This window comes from Lysinibacillus xylanilyticus (assembly GCF_001708185.1).
In the GTDB taxonomy this organism is placed as follows: Bacteria; Bacillota; Bacilli; order Bacillales_A; family Planococcaceae; genus Lysinibacillus; species Lysinibacillus xylanilyticus_A.
This window is the reverse complement of record NZ_MDDN01000004.1, coordinates 337251-354170: the sequence shown is the minus strand read 5'-3', so window position 1 is coordinate 354170 and position 16920 is coordinate 337251. Positions and strand designations below refer to the sequence as shown.

The 16920-nt window shown below is 35.7% G+C and carries 12 protein-coding genes, 2 pseudogenes and 1 riboswitch; of the genes and pseudogenes, 9 read left to right on the top strand and 5 right to left on the bottom strand.

Annotation, left to right across the window (positions count from 1 at the left end; genetic code table 11):
* Positions 1 to 124 precede the first annotated feature (124 nt).
* The 3 genes from BFJ97_RS25685 (at position 125) to BFJ97_RS11630 (ending at position 2538) form a co-directional block, all read left to right on the top strand.
* Positions 125 to 1483 carry a sensor histidine kinase gene (locus BFJ97_RS25685; RefSeq protein ID WP_368072744.1) on the top strand — a complete coding sequence of 453 codons (1359 nt, stop codon included), beginning with the start codon at positions 125 to 127 and terminating at the stop codon, positions 1481 to 1483.
* Positions 1484 to 1620: 137 nt separating this feature from the next.
* On the top strand, positions 1621 to 1767 hold the full coding sequence (locus BFJ97_RS24705; protein WP_175401736.1) for a hypothetical protein: 147 nt from the start codon (positions 1621 to 1623) through the stop codon (positions 1765 to 1767).
* 78 nt (positions 1768 to 1845) lie between these two features.
* Positions 1846 to 2538 carry an endonuclease V gene (locus BFJ97_RS11630; RefSeq protein ID WP_068984799.1) on the top strand — a complete coding sequence of 231 codons (693 nt, stop codon included), beginning with the start codon at positions 1846 to 1848 and terminating at the stop codon, positions 2536 to 2538.
* A 166-nt stretch (positions 2539 to 2704) separates the two neighbouring features.
* On the opposite strand, the gene BFJ97_RS11625 is transcribed toward BFJ97_RS11630, so the two are convergent.
* Genes BFJ97_RS11625 through BFJ97_RS11615 form a run of 3 tightly spaced genes read right to left on the bottom strand, consistent with a single transcriptional unit; the run spans position 2705 to position 5358 of the window.
* Entirely contained in the window at positions 2705 to 4003 is a 1299-nt protein-coding gene (locus BFJ97_RS11625) for an ATP-binding protein (protein WP_068984798.1), read from the bottom strand.
* Positions 3996 to 4889 (bottom strand): tetratricopeptide repeat protein, encoded by an 894-nt coding sequence (locus BFJ97_RS11620; RefSeq protein WP_068984797.1) that lies wholly within the window; start codon positions 4887 to 4889, stop codon positions 3996 to 3998. The genes BFJ97_RS11625 and BFJ97_RS11620 overlap by 8 nt, the downstream gene beginning before the upstream one ends.
* 19 nt (positions 4890 to 4908) lie before the next feature.
* Complete coding sequence (locus BFJ97_RS11615; RefSeq protein ID WP_068984796.1) at positions 4909 to 5358, bottom strand: hypothetical protein; 450 nt, start codon at positions 5356 to 5358, stop codon at positions 4909 to 4911.
* 335 nt (positions 5359 to 5693) lie between these two features.
* On the opposite strand from BFJ97_RS11615, the gene BFJ97_RS11610 reads away from it, so the two are divergent.
* On the top strand, positions 5694 to 8549 hold the full coding sequence (locus BFJ97_RS11610) for a hypothetical protein (protein ID WP_068984795.1): 2856 nt from the start codon (positions 5694 to 5696) through the stop codon (positions 8547 to 8549).
* A 300-nt stretch (positions 8550 to 8849) separates the two neighbouring features.
* A complete protein-coding gene (locus BFJ97_RS11605; protein WP_068984794.1) occupies positions 8850 to 9818 on the top strand; it encodes a glutaminase in 969 nt (322 codons plus the stop codon).
* 423 nt (positions 9819 to 10241) lie between these two features.
* Here BFJ97_RS11605 and BFJ97_RS11600 read toward each other — a convergent pair whose 3' ends face one another.
* A complete protein-coding gene (locus tag BFJ97_RS11600; protein ID WP_068984793.1) occupies positions 10242 to 11582 on the bottom strand; it encodes an amino acid permease in 1341 nt (446 codons plus the stop codon).
* Between the two features lie 161 nt (positions 11583 to 11743).
* A riboswitch (glycine riboswitch) is annotated at positions 11744 to 11820 on the bottom strand.
* Positions 11821 to 12420: 600 nt separating this feature from the next.
* Positions 12421 to 12807, bottom strand: a complete 387-nt coding sequence (locus BFJ97_RS11595) for a rhodanese-like domain-containing protein (RefSeq protein ID WP_068984792.1) — start codon at positions 12805 to 12807, stop codon at positions 12421 to 12423.
* A 397-nt stretch (positions 12808 to 13204) separates the two neighbouring features.
* On the opposite strand from BFJ97_RS11595, the gene BFJ97_RS11590 reads away from it, so the two are divergent.
* The 4 genes and pseudogenes from BFJ97_RS11590 to BFJ97_RS11575 form a co-directional block, all read left to right on the top strand.
* Positions 13205 to 14035, top strand: coding sequence for a lipoate--protein ligase family protein (locus BFJ97_RS11590; protein ID WP_068984791.1), 831 nt, complete (start codon positions 13205 to 13207; stop codon positions 14033 to 14035).
* 202 nt (positions 14036 to 14237) lie between these two features.
* Positions 14238 to 15032 (top strand): annotated as a pseudogene (locus tag BFJ97_RS11585) (ribonucleotide reductase N-terminal alpha domain-containing protein); the annotation flags it as partial.
* A 93-nt stretch (positions 15033 to 15125) separates the two neighbouring features.
* Positions 15126 to 16007: an endonuclease domain-containing protein gene (locus BFJ97_RS11580; RefSeq protein ID WP_068984790.1), complete on the top strand. Its 882-nt coding sequence runs from the start codon at positions 15126 to 15128 to the stop codon at positions 16005 to 16007.
* A gap of 229 nt (positions 16008 to 16236) precedes the next feature.
* Positions 16237 to 16890, top strand: a pseudogene (locus tag BFJ97_RS11575) (hypothetical protein); the annotation flags it as partial.
* Between the last annotated feature and the right edge of the window lie 30 nt (positions 16891 to 16920).

Here is a 16920-nt window from a genome sequence, read left to right as displayed (position 1 = left end):
TCTTTATGCGTTGCCTTTTATATTCTTTCATAAAGAAATAGTTTCAGCAGATGTATGCTCCTTATTCTTAATGCTTATACCTTATAGTTTTCTATTTACACAGCTTACTGAACGTATATTTGATATGGAATATTTTATTACGCGTTTGCGCCATTATTTTAATTTTTCATTTGCTTTTACGATTTGGCTATTAATGGGCCTTTATTCGATTACTGATTTATCTATTTCAAAAATGACGGAAATATTCTTTTTTGCCTTCTTATCATTAATAGCACTTTTCTATATTAAAGAGAAAGTAGATTATCGAAAGCGAAAAATTCTTTTTTCAACAAAAGGAGATTATATCCATCGCTTGTATAAGACAGTTGAAAGTATCGGAAGGGTCGTAAAAATTGAGGACTTACTTGAGAAATTTGTTCAGGAAGTTGCTTTACATCTTGAGATGAATAATGTTTACGTATTAACCTATGATTTACAAACACACCAAGTTATTTCAACTGGCAAATCAAAAGAACATACACAAAATCAAATTGACGAAGACTTACTTGAGAAACTCCGCTTGGGAGATATCAAGAAAACGGATCATTTTTATATTGCCTTTATCCACCAAGATGTTAATTATAAAAGAATACTAGTTGTAGACCATCATAAATCCATTTATCTAAAGGATGAGGAATTATTATGGCTTGAATTACTACTTCTATATTTAAATAATTTTATAGAAAATACAAAAATGGTCGAGGAGCTTCTCGAACAGTTAAAGCATATGAAGGAAGCTGATAAAAGTCAGCTGCCTTGGCTAAATAAGTTACTTTGGTTACGATTTGAAGAAGAAAAATATCAGTTAGCTCAAGAACTTCATGATACGATTTTACAAGAGCAACTCCATATTGCTAGAGAAATGGATGTATGTATACATGCAAACAAAAAGGCGGATATTCAATCGAACCTTACTAAGATTCATAATCATATGATTACATCGGTGAATGATTTAAGAGGCTACTGTGAAAATTTGAAGCCACCTTTACTAGATACATTGGGATTAAATGCTGCGCTTGAGAAGCTTATTCAAAAAATACATAGGCGTGCGGATTTTGTTTTAATTTACACAATCGATCGTCTTTACTTAGAGGATGAGCGTTTAAACTTGATGATTTATCGGCTATTCCAAGAGTTATTGAACAATGCCTTGAAGCATTCTTATGCCAATACTGTTGAAATTCACCTATTAGAAACAGAAAATGGTTTTGAAATCAATTATTCTGATGATGGTGTAGGATGTAAAAAGGATGATATCATTCTAGCTGATTCAATGGGGATAAGGGGTATGCAGGAGCGGGTACAGGCCTTTAATGGTCAGTTTTCTATTAACACCAATGTAGGAGAAGGCATGTCCATTCGAATTAAAGTAGATGAAGGAAATCATACCCATTACTTTGGCCATGACACCTATAATAGAAGGCCAATTCATAGTAGAGGCTAATAGATAAATAATTTCACACCTCCTAACCTTTCGTATTGTGTAGATTTCACAGTACTAATATGGATTAGGAGGTTTTGCTTTGAGTTGCACCATTTTATAGGGATGACATTTGTTAAAACGTATGCCATGTATATAAGTTGATTGAAGTGGAGGCTGGACGCCCCCAGGAAGCTCTGCTCTGCGCGAAAGCGAAGCGTCAGCGGCAAATGTTTTATCTGTGCGAAAGCGAAGCGACAGCAACAAAGCGCCCAGCCGGAACGGAATTCAACCACACGTTATGGTGATGAGCCAATCTTTATGATAAATGCCATTATTTTCGTATAGTAATAGTATATTTATATAAAGAGGAGATGATCATCTTCATGGAAATAGAAAAAATGATCCTAAACTATACATCTCAACAAAATGAATTAAGAAAGCGTATATCTCTACAAAACAATTTTTCTGAAGATCAAATTAAACTTGTTGCAGGAGTGGATATTGCCTATTGGGGTGAAAATAATAAAGAATATGGAGTTTGTTGCATTCAAGTTTTTGATTTTTGTTCAAAAAAATTAGTGGAACAAGTTGATTACATGGATGAAATTACAACTCCTTATATTTCCGGGTTTTTAGCTTTTCGTGAATTGCCTCTTATTTTAGAAGCTGTTAAAAAGTTGAAAACGAATCCAAACCTTTATATGTTTGATGGAAATGGTTATTTACATAAGCGCAATATGGGCGTTGCAACACATGCTTCATTCTACTTAGAAAAACCGACAATTGGTGTAGCGAAAACGTATTATAAAATTGAAAATACGGATTTTATCATGCCGGAAAATAGAACAGGAGCGTTTACTGATATTGTCATTGAAGGGGAAGTATATGGTCGTGCTCTGAGGAGTAGAAGGGATGTTAAACCAATTTTTGTTTCATGTGGAAACGACATTGATTTAGATACAGCAACTAAAATCACGATGCATTTTATTGAAAAGGATAGCCGATTACCAATCCCTACAAGATATGCGGACTTGGCAACTCATCAGGCAAGGAAATTGCATCAAGATGATGTGTGAAAAAATGTCAGTATATTGTAGAGTGGAGGTTACAAATGAATACGCAAGCTAAAGGACAGGTGTGGAAGATCAAGTCTGGCATCAGTATTTAGATACCCATAAAATCTAAATTAACATACATGTAAAAGAGGCATCCCAAATTGAGATGCCTCTTTGATTTTATTTATTATATGCGTTTAGCGTGGGCCCGCAGATATTTTTCAACATCATTATATAATCCTGATTGGTTTGAGTACTTTACGTAGTTTTTAGCGGTCCGTAACCAATCTAATGTAGAGGGTTGTAACTCTTCTAAAGTGTGTAATAAATCATTAGTCGTAATTGGACGTTCATTACCAGTTGTTAAAATTTCTGCAAGTACATTTTCAATAGCTAATTCAATCACATTTTCGATGTCTGCACCTGAGAAAAATTCAGTTTGAGCGGCAAGTGTTGCTACATCGATTTCTTCAGCATATCTTCCCGCTAGCTTCAATTTAAAAATTTGCTCTCTAGCTTTTATATCTGGTGGAGCGACAAAGATGAGGCGATCGAACCGACCAGGACGTTTTAAGGCATTATCAACATCCCATGGGGTATTCGTAGCTGCCATGACAAGTACTTCATCTGTACTTGTATCGATTCCTTCCATCTCTGTAAGAAATGTATTAATTAAGCTTCTAGAACTCTCTGAAGACTGTGAACGGCTATAACCAAGTGTGTCTACTTCATCAAAGAACATAATGCTTGGTCTTTGAAAGCGTGCTTTATCAAAAAAGCTTTTTAAATTTAGTTCACTTTCTCCAGTATATGCTCTTAATATATCTGTAATATGAATAGGGTAGAAATTTGCCTTGCATTCACCAGCAGTTGCCTTGGCGATAAATGTTTTTCCGCATCCAGGCGGACCATAGAGGAGAACGCCACCGCCTACTTTTTTTCGAAATTTAGCAAACAAACCCTTGTTGTAAAACGGGCTAATTATACGAAGATTAATCGTCTTTTTTAAGTCATCAAGGCCAGCAACATCCGCAAAAGTGATTTGTTCCTTACCTTTTCTTACGGTTTTTTGAGGGACTTCACCGTTAATAATTTTTAACTTAGGTCCAAGATTTATTTGTCTGTTGTCTTGATCCGACTCGGTTTCGTCACTTTCGACTTCTCTTTCAAGCAATTCTTCTGCAGAAGCGGCAATGGCTTCCTCAGTCTCAATCATCTCATCATTATCATGACCTTCATGTTCAACAACTAGTGAATGGAAATCTATTGAATTTGTTTGTTGAATTTGAACACTTGCTTTTGTTAATTCATTAATAATTTCCATACGTAGTGTATCATCTGTACAGAGAGAAATGCCTGTAGAATATGCTTGCACGGCTTCTAGCCAACGCCCATTATCTGCAAGTTCTTTTCCAAGCCAATAGTGTGCTTGGGGGTCGGCTGGGCTTTGTTCTACCATTTGTTGTAACCATTTTATTTTATCCATATCGATGGCCCCTTATTTTTCTTAGTCCTTTTACTAATGGAACTGAAATCCATGTGTATAGTGCAAGTACTACATAGCATTGTAAAAATACCATTGCAATATTGTCGACTCCTATTGCAAGTAATAAGAAAGTCATCCCAATACCAACTAACCAAATAATAGAGGGACCTCCTAAACGCTCGATAAAACGGTTAGGTGCTAACAGCGGATGGGCTGTAATTTCCATTTCTTCTAATATAGAGAGCAATGTTTGATCTTCAGGATTTAAAAGAAAGGCTTGTCTGTAATATTCTTTCGCTTCTTTTTCATTATTTCGGAATGAGGCATTTATGCCAAGGTGCAATAATTTAGCCATTTCACTATCTGCTGAATTCATATATTGTTCTAATGCAAGGATTTGTTGCTCTTTATTTCCATGCACGCCTTCTAAAATAAAGTTCATACGTAACACATATGAATTTTCTGGATCTAATTCTAATGCTTTATTTATTAATAACTTTGCTTTTTTACGATGGCCTGTCTTTTTCATTAAAACAGCATAGGCAGCATGTGTTTCGGCATCATTTGGATTTAAGCGAAGTGCTTCAAGAAAAGCTTCCTCTGCTTCTTGCCATCGCTCGGTTTGCATGTAAAGATGGCCGAGAAAATAAAATATGATATCCTCATCATAGCCTAATCTCATTGCTTCGTGAAACTGTTCTTCTGCCTCGTCAAATTCGTTTATTGCATAATTACTGTATCCTAACATATACCAAAGCCTGCTGTTTTCAAAATGGTCAGGTAGTTCCTCATTGATAAGTTCGATTACTCGGGTATATTTTCCTATATCGAAATAATGCTCTATGACTTCAAAAGATGGTTCTTCATATTCTTCGTATTCACTCATATTCTATTTATCTCCTTTCCTAAAGTGCTAGTATGAACAAAGTAGTAACAGCCTCAATTAAGCCCGAGATCATACAAACGATAAACCCTGGCCTCCATAATGATTCTGCTTCACCATCAACTGCTAAATGCTCTTTATAGGGTTCGTTTAGAAATGTAAAGAAGATGAAAAAACAAGCCGCCCCAAATAATCGTCCAATAAATTTTATATATTTCTCTTCAATTGGTAGTATTTGTTGTCCGATTGCATAAACGATTGCCAGTTTCGCAATAATGAGTACAATACTAATGATCGTTAGTAGCTGTATGTATTTTTTCTCAATTTTTAGCCATTTTGCGTTTTGCATACCTAATGCTACAATGGCAAAAATACCACCAAACATAGCAACAAAAAATAAATTACTAACTTCGTAACTTCTAGTCCTGTATACATCAGGGCTTGTTAAGCTAGGTTTATAAAGATTTTCCATATTACCATCGACCTCCTAATAACAGTTGTATTATACATATATTTATTAATACTGGAAACCGTTTGTTGAGTGGAGTTAAGAAGGTGTTATTTCTTCCTGTATTTCCTGTTGTAATGAAAAGCACTTAGACCTATTTTTTTATATCATATAGTTAAATGGATTATATATTTTGCTGAACGTAACCGCAAATATAATAGTGGAGATATCAAATAAGTAATATTTATATTTAAAAAGATAAGTATTATCTACCTTTTTGGATAGATTGCTAAATTATAGGGAAATTTTTAGATTCAGACCGATATAAAATTTAGAAGGTATAAAGGAGGACAAACGTCTTGAATAAAAAGTTTTTATTATCAGTTGCAGCAATACCTGCAGTCATTGTTGCACCAGCAGTAGTAGGGGCAGAAGAAACATCAACTATTAAAATAAACGCAGATGCGAAGGTCAATGACATAATCACAGCGGATGTGAAAAATTTACCGTCTAATACATATGTAAACAGTTATCAATGGTACTATATTGAAGCGGATGGTTCTGAAAAACTGATTCCTGGTGCTACAGGCATATCCTTTAAAGTTCCTGCTGAAGCAGAAAAGAAAACAATTATCGTAAAAGCGGTCACTTCAAGTGATACTTATAAAAGTAATACATGTACGATAAAGCCATTGCAATTAAGCATTGAAGAACCAGTTTTTGAAGGTTACTCAACAACTAACTTTGTGACACCAGGTGATACTGTTAAAGTGGTAGGCGCCAATGTAATTGATGCAAACGGTACGAAATTAGAAAGTAACCAAATTACATACAGCTATCAATGGTTTTATAAAGTAGGAGAAGTCTTTTCCATTATTAATGGGGCAACAGGAGCAACATTTACGATCCCTACGGATGCCTTAGACAAGGAACCGAAAGATATTGTTGTGAAAGTAACTGCGAAAGTAGGTTCACATACACTTGAATCGGATCCCTCAAAAGTACTTACAGTATCTAAACAGCCGACAGAGACATTAACGAAGAATATTAAAGATTTACTGAAGGATGGCAACAAATATAATTTGACAACAACCTTTGGAGAATTTCAGGCACTTGCGAAAGACTTAGATAAAAAATATCAAGCTCTATCATCTACTGCTAAAGCGAATGTTACTAATTATGAAGTATTGAAAAGAGCACTTGCAGATATTGCAGCTGTCGATGCATTAAAAGAAAAATTGAATAAAATGGGCAATGTTGATAAAAAGGATTTACCTCAGTTTTTGAAAAATCTTGAAGCGGACTATAATAAGCTGGACTATTTACAGCGCAGTTTAGATGTTAATGATGAAATATACAATGCGATAAAAATGGCATTGCATAACCCATCCAAAATTGACGAGCTTACGGAAGTACGAGAGATTAATAAACAAATTTCTGCATTAATATCCTACGAAAATTCTTATATCAAGTATGTTCCTTCTAGCTTAGAGTCTTTACAAGCGGCAGTGAACCAAATTGAAACGCGTATATCAAAACTGTCAAAAGATTACCAAGCAATCGTACAAAACCAAACAATATTAAAAGAAGCGAAGCAAGATATAAAGAAAATTGAGCAGTACTTAAAATCATTTGATAAATTGTCGCCAAATGATACACCGAGCAAGCAAGTGACTACTGCAAAATCGATCCGCTCTACTTACGAAAAGTTAACTTACAAGCAAATGCTATTAGTTCCAAATACGTATAAAGAAAAATTGCAGAATGCGGAAAATGCAGAACAAATTCAAATTATGAAATTAAACGCATTAATTCAATCGTATGTTGGGGACAAGCAGTATCCAATTAATCCAACAAGAGAGACATGGAAAGAGAACGTAGATAATGTCAATAAAATAATCAGTGATTATAAAAACTTAACAAAGACTTCAGCGGCCCAAATTAAAGACTATGATCGTATTTTAACATTGCAAAAAGATCTTAAGACGGCTGAAAAAGTTATTAAGGATATGGATGCCTATCTAAAACTTAAGAAAACACCGGGGGTCTCAGAGAGTAAGTTAAAATCAAGCTATAGCAGTACACTAAAAGCCTATAATAAGCTAACAAGTTTACAGCAATCACTTGTGTATAATGCAAAAGAATTTTTAAATAATTCACCAGATGTGACTGTTGGTAACGGTGGTAAGGAACCACAAGATAAAGCAGCAGCCCTAGCTTTAAAAACAAAAATCGATTCTTTTGCAAACATCACCAACTATTCTCTGCAACAATTAGAAACAGAAGTAGCGAATGCTACAGCGGAATATAAAAAATTATCATCCGATGCCCGTAAATATGTGACGAATTACGACCTACTAACAGCAGCAAGTAAAGATATTTCAGGCGCCAAATCGTTCCTTAAAAAAGTACAGGATGCTAAAGAAGAAACAGATGTTACGAAGCAGGTTAAGAAAATTCAATCAGTGCAAACAGCTTATGCAAAGTTACCTGCAAACCAACAGCATTTAGCTAAAGATGAGTATGAAAAATTACTTAAACTATTAGATGGCAATGTTCCAGACGTATCAAAATTAGAGAGTGAAATCGCTGCAATGATAAACAATGATATGTACACAGTGTCTATAGAAAAAATTAAAGAGCTATCCACTCAATATAATAAGTTAAGCTCTAGTGATAAAAAACGTGTTACCAATGCTTCTATCTTAACTACGGCTGTCTCTGATGTGAAAAAAGTAGAGTCATTCATGAAGCAGTATGACAAATCATTCGAAAAAAATCCAGCAACTGTTATTAAAGCATTTTCAAAATTGACGTCAAAACAGACGAGTTTAATAAATGAAAGTGTTCGGAAAAAAATTGTTGAAGCAGAAGCAAAACAACAAGCTGCAAACGAATCTGCTTTAAATTTGGTGGAAATGATCAATGGGCTTGAGAAAAATGGAGAATATATTGCCAATTTAGATACTGAAGTTACGAAAATTCGTATATCGTATGACAAGCTTAGTTCTACTGAGAAAAAATTAGTGAAAAATTACTCGAAGCTAACGCAGGCAGAAAGTGATTTGAAAAAAGTTACGGAAGTATATGAGTTATATAAAACTTACGAAGCGGCAACAGAAGAAAAGAAGCCAGCTGCATATAAAACGTGGCAAACTGCTTATGGCAAGCTTTCGAAAAAGCTTGAACTTCTTTATAAACAAATGCAGCCATAATATTTTAATTAGTACTAGCCCCGAATAACGAATTTATTCGGGGTTTTTCTGTAGCGAAAAAGTCTCTTGATAAATTTATTTTTTTCATTTGTGTAGAATATCAAATCTTCGCTATACTATTTACAGTTAATCGTTAATTCCAGAAGGTATGATGCCATCAAAGTTTTAAAAAATTATATCGGATAGAGTCTTCATAGTGTAAACTAGGGAGGCTCTGTTTTTGCCTAGCATTAAATTTTTTTAGTGAAGTGTACGGAAGAGCAACAAAGATGTATTTTTTTTTGGAAGGAGAACACAAAATTGCCGACAAATCATATCAACAATCATCATGAACTTGTATCAGAATGGGTCAAACAGTTTCGTCCTTATGCGAAAGAGGGACAATGCGCAAGCTATATTCCTGCTTTATCAGAAAAAGATCCAAATCAATTAGCTATTTCGATTATCGGACCAAATCGTGACGAAATCAAAGCAGGAGAGACAGCTGAACTGTTTACCCTGCAAAGTGTTTCAAAAGTTGTGACATTTATTTTAGCGTGTATGGAACGGGGATTACCCTATGTTTTAGAGCGAGTAGATGTTGAACCTACAGGTGATACCTTCAATTCAATCATTCGTCTTGAAAGCCATCAACCTGGAAAACCTTTTAACCCAATGATTAATGCAGGAGCGATTACAGTCTCCTCTATGCTTGACGGAAATTCACCACAAGAGAAGGTTACAAAAATCCTACATTTTTTAGAACAAATCGTTGGCAAAAAAATAAGGGTAAATGAAGAGGTTTTTCAATCTGAATGGCAAACAGCTAATCGTAATCGATCATTAGCATACTATTTAATGGATTCTGGCTTTTTAGATTGCCCTGTAGAGGAGGCATTGGAGGTTTATTTGAAACAATGTGCTATTGAAGTCAATGTTTCGGATTTAGCGATGATTGGTTTAGTAATCGCCAATGATGGCTATCATCCTCTATTAAAAACGCAACTCTTTCCAAAGCAAGTGGCTAAATTAGCGAAGGCATTAATGGTTACATGCGGTATGTATAATGCTTCTGGTAAATTTGCTGCATTTATCGGGTTACCCGCTAAAAGTGGTGTCTCTGGTGCAATTTTGGTGGCTGTACCAAGTCATGCAGGCTTAGATTCACCTTTTCCTGCTGGCTGCGGTATTGGCATTTACGGACCAGCAATTGATACCATTGGGAATAGTGTAGCAGGAGTGAATTTACTAAAGCATATCGCGACCGAGTGGAATATGACGATTTTTTAAACAATGAAAAAAAGATGACTTCTGTGCTGAGGTCATCTTTTTTGTTCATAAGTATATATGGTAATTAGTTTCGTTTACGGGAATCCTTTTCATTGTAAGATCTTTAGTTGTTAATTCTCTTAACCCGTTCTCTCTCGCCTTGTTAAAGCAAATCCGTTCTATTATTATATTGTCTGGATTTTTCTCCTAGACAATACTAAACCACAATAATATTAAAATCAGAATAATGGTAAACAATAGCGTAATAGAAATAACGATCTTATTTTTAATAAAAACCCTCCTTTTTTTAACTCCCTTTTATTCATACTATCGTTAATTTGTTAGGGATTATTACTTTGAGAAAAATAGAAAAATCCTGAATAGATTCACTTTCTTTGAAGGGTCACTATTCAGGACAGTTATTTTTAATGCCTCTTAACGTAGTTATTTCTTTCTTTTCACTTTGTAAATCATCATTAGTATGATAAACCAAATTGGTGTTAACAGTAATGCCGTACGTGTTTCCTCTGAAATGAACATAATAACTAATAGAAATGCGAAGAAGGCAAGTACTAAATAGTTCACGAATGGAGTAAATGGTGCCTTGAAAATTGATGCCTCATGAAGTGCACGATTTTTCCGTTTATAAATGATATGAGAAATTAAAATAATACTCCACACCCAAATGAAGCAAATAGCACTGATCGTTGTAACAACACTAAAGGCGCTTTCAGGCATTAGTTTACTTAGTAATGCTCCTGCAGATACAACAATTGCGGAAACAACAAGTGCGTTACTTGGTACACTGTTTTTATTAAGCTTGGCGAACGATGGTGAAGCTTGCTTATTGTTCCCAAGATTATAAAGCATGCGGCTTGTAGAGAATAAACCACTATTACCTGCTGAAGCAGCGGATGTTAGAACAACAAAATTAATAATCCCTGCAGCAATAGGGATACCAGCTAGTGTAAATACTTGTACAAATGGACTGCTTGCGGCAGACATTTCATACCAAGGATTAATGCATAAAATAACAAATAATGCACCTACATAGAATAATAAAATACGAAATGGAATTTTGTTAATGGCAGAAGGAATATTTTTTCTAGGGTCGTTCGTTTCAGCAGCAGAAACACCTACTAATTCGACACCTACAAAAGCGAAAACAACCATTTGGAAGGCCATTAGGAAGCCGTATAGGCCATTCGGGAACATCCCGCCATGTGCCCAAAGATTTTCAACTGTCACTGTGCCAGAACTTGTTTGAAAGCCTGTAAATAACATGATTAGTCCAATAACGATCAGCGCAACAATTGTGATGACCTTGATAAGGGCAAACCAAAATTCTAGCTCACCAAATAGTTTTACAGTTAATAAGTTTAAAAATAATAACAGTACTAAACAGCCAATAGCTGGTACCCATTGAGGTATATCAAACCAATATTGTGCATAAACACCGACAGCAATAATATCTGCCATAGCGGTCATGACCCAGCAGAACCAGTAAGTCCAGCCAGTGACGTAGCCTGCCCAAGGACCTATGTATTCTGATGCAAAATCAGTAAATGATGTATAGCCTGCGTTCGATAATAATAATTCACCTAATGCACGCATAACAAAAAATAGGGCAGTTCCGACGATTAAATAGGCTAAGATGATGGAAGGTCCTGCTAAAGCAATGGCTTTGCCTGAACCTAAAAATAAACCAGTGCCTATTGTTCCGCCAATAGCAATGAGCTGCACATGGCGATTTTTTAAATCACGTTTTAATTGATGTTGTTCCACGTTAATCCCCCTCAAAGATGCATAAAAATTTTGACTGGAAAATAAAAAGAGACTAGTATTGACACTAGTCTCGTAAACGTCAGAATAACAAATACCAATTGAGAATGCTGGATATGAAAAAATAAACATTCATGTGGTATAGCTTTCATGATGAAAGTAGATATTACTCCTCTGTCCTTTTGCCTGAGATAGTGAACCCTTCGGCGACGCAAAATGCGTTCTCTCCAGAACTGCTCCTGCTATAGTGTGATCCATAGCATTCATAGCTTGTATTGTGTTGTCTTGATGACATTATTTTAAGATACTATACATCCTATCAGTGCTTACATAATTATTCAAGGGGGAATTTCAGCTATTTTCAGAAAAAAAGAAGATTATGGTCCGTCTAGCGAAATACTTTACGAAAAATAGTATTTTTAGGCATATGTTAATAGGTGGATGATGTTGAATATTTGCTATAAAGTAAAGCTGCCATGATAATGTAAGGTTGATTTTTCTTCCGGCCAGCCGCTTTCCTCAGTTTGTCCGATCGCCTATCCACAACAAAGAATCTCCAATGACAACGAGCAGAACATTGCCTCGCGTTGCTTTTCCTTATTTCGTCCAATGCATGATTAGGTGCTTAGTGAACATGAAGTAACTTGTTAGACGTTAAACAATAAGTATAATATAGTAGAAACTCAGAATTTTTTGCAAAAAAAGAAACCATCTCATAGTCATTTGAGATGGTTCTTTCGGTGTGAAACAAAGCGATATAGGTAAATATATATAAATTTACTTAGTTTCAAAGAGTGAATTTATTTATATAAGTCGCTATTGTCTTATCTATTTTGTTTCATTACTGTTTTTTGGACTTTATTTTACCTGTCCAAGTACGGAAGCCGCCTTGAAGTTGGTAAATTTGGTTGTAGCCACGTTTTTTAAGAAACAGTGCAGCTCGAGAGCTACGGCCTGTATTTTGGCAGTATAAATATACTGGTAAATCTGGGCGGATTTCTTTGTAACGTTGACGTAGTGTAGTTGAAGGAACATTACGTGCACCAAGAATGTGACCAGCTTCAAATTCTTTTTGCTCACGTACATCGATCAGTTGAGCTTTACGATAACCTTCAATAAATTGTTCTTGTGTTAGGTTTGTTACGGCTTTTTTTAGTCGCATAGAATTAATGACGATATATGCAATTACGACTACTAACATTATACCGATTGTGATAAGTATGTCCAAAATTTTCTTACCCCTTTCTATCTTCTTTATTATTATAAAAGATGCGCTAGCGATAGTCCAATGAGTTTGATAAAATTAATTACATTGTGGCTAGAATTAATCTATTGAATGTTATGAGTGAAAGGCCACAGAATCATTCCACCCCATTCTTGGATTAGGGTGGGGGATTACTTCAATAAAGAATAGAACTAAACGCAGAGTGTCAAAATTTTGAGAAGCACTATTTTGGGCTATCATTAATAGTTGGATGACATTGTTAAAACGTATGCCATATATAAGTTGATTGGAGTGAAGGCGGGGCGACTCCAGGAAAGCACCCTGCCGGAACGGAGATCAACCCGACTTATTTTGTACACGTTCGCGAAGGTTTAATTTAATACTTGTAGGAGATGAATATATGACAACTTGGTATTTTCTAAATTCAGGGAAATGTAGTCCTTCTTTTAATATGGCATTAGACGAAGCATTACTTGATTGGCACAGTGAAGGTTTAATTCCGCCGGTTATTCGTTTTTATGAGTGGGAGCCAGCAACTCTTTCGATTGGCTATTTTCAGCAGGCGAAAAGAGATATCAATTTAGAAGCGGTGCGTGAACAAGGACTAGGCTTTGTTCGTCGTCCAACAGGCGGTAGAGCTGTTTTACATGAGCATGAGTTGACATATAGCGTCATTGTTTCAGAAAGCTATCCAGATATGCCTGAGTCAGTGACAGAGGCATATCGAGTGTTAAGTGAAGGGATATTGCAAGGTTTTCATAATTTAGGTATGGATGCTTATTTTAGTGTGCCTAATACAGAGGAACAAAGAGCTGACTTAAAGAAACCTAAAAGTGCAGTTTGCTTTGATGCGCCAAGCTGGTATGAGCTTGTCGTAGAAGGTAAAAAAGTAGCTGGTAGTGCACAAACTCGTCAAAAAGGTGTTATTTTACAGCACGGAGCTATTTTACTTGATTTAGATCAAGAAAAATTATTGTCTGTCTTCAATTTTTCAAGTGAAGAGGCGAGAGCACGTATGCGTAGAAAGATGCCAGAGAAAGCGGTTGCTATCAATAACCTTGTGAAAGAACCAGTGACTATTGAACAATGTGTGACAGCTTTTAGAGATGGTTTTGCAAAATCGTTGCAAATTGATTTAAAACCATTTACACTTTCTGAGGAGCAATTAGAATATGTGCATGCACTTGAAGAAAAAAAATATGCATGTGATGATTGGAACTTCAAAAAATAAAAAATGGTATAAGAAAAATATTTTTTTATCGTTCAAACCTTGTGAGGACGAGCATTTCGGATGCTACTCGAAATTGCAAGAGTTGAATTAAAAAACTATATATAGTATCTTTTTTAAAGATTAATACACAATATGTAGTGTTTAGCGACACATGATATTGTGTATTTATATTTGTAAGGCAGAAAATAAGGGAGGCAAAACGATGGTACTCACAAATCATCAACCCGAAGTAAACAAATTTAAACAGTTAAACAAAGATATTGAACAATTTCCACAGGTGCATCCTGTAACGCCTGATATGCACATTACGCATAAAGGTGTATCAAGACTTGTAATGATCGATCGCTACTCGTTTAAGGATACGGAGAAGAAAACGTTAAAAGCCGGTGATTTCGTCGTCTTAACAGTGAAGGCAGATCCAAAATTCCCTGCACGTGGTTTAGGGACAATCCAAAAGCTTGATATGTCTACAAAAACAGCAGATATTTTGATTGAGGAAGATTATCGTAGTGCTTTAGATGATCCGAAAGAGCAAGAAACGGGTGTGATTACGCGTTCAATTGACGTGCTAGAAAAGCCTCTTGAAATTTTTTATGAACAAATCGCAAAACGAAATGCAACAGGGCTTGCTTCTGTTGAAAAAACACAAGAGAAACGCCAAGAATGGTTTGAGAAGTTTTATGAGCAGTTAGTATCATTAAAATTCATTCCAGCTGGACGAGTTATATACGGAGCGGGTTCTGAAACAGATGTAACCTTCTTCAACTGTTACGTAATGCCATTTGTAGCAGATTCACGTGAAGGAATCAGTGATCACCGTAAGCAAGTAATGGAAATTATGAGCCGCGGCGGTGGTGTAGGGACAAATGGTTCAACATTGCGTCCGCGTAACACTTTAGCACGTGGTGTAAATGGTAAATCATCTGGTTCTGTGTCATGGTTAGATGATATTGCGAAGCTGACTCATCTTGTCGAACAAGGTGGAAGCCGCAGAGGTCAACATAATCTAGGTGCTTCTGCGTAAACAAACCTCGTGAATTGCTGGGAACTCTTTAACAGAAATATTGTCACTTTAATCGAGGTGGGAAATATGGATGTTTATGATGCGAAACAGCCACAAACTTGTTTAATATGTGGTTTTACAATAAATCATAATAAGCAAGGGTGGTTTACGACTCATTTAAAAAATGAGCATAACTTAACATTAGATAATTATTTAATATCTTATTTTTACCCAATAGAAATGGTGACCTGCCAATATATTTTATGTAATAAAAAGGTTAAATTGAGGCGAGGTATTCCCAATCAATTTTGTAGTAGAAGCTGTCGCGGAAAAGGTGAGCCTTTAACTTGTGTAATTTGTGGAAAACTATTCGATGAAAAACATCGGCAGACTAAAACTTGTAGTAAAGAGTGTGCGAGTAGACTTCGATCACAAAATACAGGAAAGTGGCACAATGAAATGCCAGATGAACAAAAAAAGGTTCATTTTGAAAATATCATTTCGAAAACAGCAAAAACTAGAAAAATAAATGGAACTCCTTCGTGGAATAGTGGTAAGACAGGGGTTTATAGTAAAGAAACAATCGAAAAAATTCGACAAGCTGCATTAAAACAATTAGAGAGAGAAACATTTAGAAAAACTAGTATTGAAAGAGCTTTAGAGCATTTCTTAGTTGAACAATCAATCCCCTACAAATATTCCTTCATCTTTGAAGGAGCACAATTTGATTTTTTACTATTAGGGACAAAAATTCTAATTGAATGTGATGGCGATTTTTGGCATGGGAATCCAAAATTTTATTCCTCTTTTTATGAAGTCCAAAAGAGGATAAAAGCCAGGGATGTTGAAAAAAATCAAATTGCAGCAGCTCACGGTTACACCTTACTCCGTTTCTGGGAAGATGAGATAAAAAATGATTTTGAAAATGTTAAACAACGCATTATAAATGCACTGCTAGCTACAACGTAACTGGAAACGGTAAGCGTGAATGCTTGAAAATAGCAGTGGGATAAAGACAATCAGCAGCCAAGCCTCTTTCAGAGAGGAAGGTTCAACGACCATCGAAAGCACGCTAAGTTAGCGGAAGTGAGTAGAGTAGGAGTGAAGCCACTCCGAAGTGCGAGGACATCTAATAAGATGTAAGATATGGTCTCAACTTCTATGGTGACATAGAGAGTGGGTGTAGCGAACCCGCGTAAGGGAATCGGCACAAATGATTATGCTGGCAGATTGGCATCCTGATATCGTGGAATTTATTATATCAAAAATGCAAAATCCACGTATTCTACGATACCTAATCGAAAATACAACAGATGAATCAATTATTCGTCTAGCAAAAGAAAAGTTAAACTTCAAACCTCTTTCATTCCAAGAAGAAGCTATGTATCAAGGCATTGTAAACTATAAAGGGATTGAAGGCTTAGGCGGTTTTGATACGGCTATTATTCGTGAAGCGGAGAACAAATTACGTGATGGTGGTACGTATACTGTTCACAATCAAGAGTTTTTAACAGGTGCAAATATTTCTGTAACATTAACAAAAGAATTTATGCAAGCTGTGGAAAATGACGCTGACTTCGAGCTTCGCTTCCCAGCGGTTGAAGAATATACAAAAGAAGAAATGAACGTTTACAACACGGAATGGCATAAAGTTGGCGACGTACGTGAATGGGAGAAAATGGGCTATAAAGTACGCACATACCGTACGATTAAAGCGAAAGAATTATGGAATTTAATCAACGTTTGTGCGACGTACTCTGCAGAGCCAGGTATTTTCTTCATCGACAATGCTAATGACATGACAAACGCAAAAGCTTATGGTCAAAGTGTTGTAGCGACAAATCCGTGTGGTGGACTTCGCCTCACGTTAAAAATTGCGGGA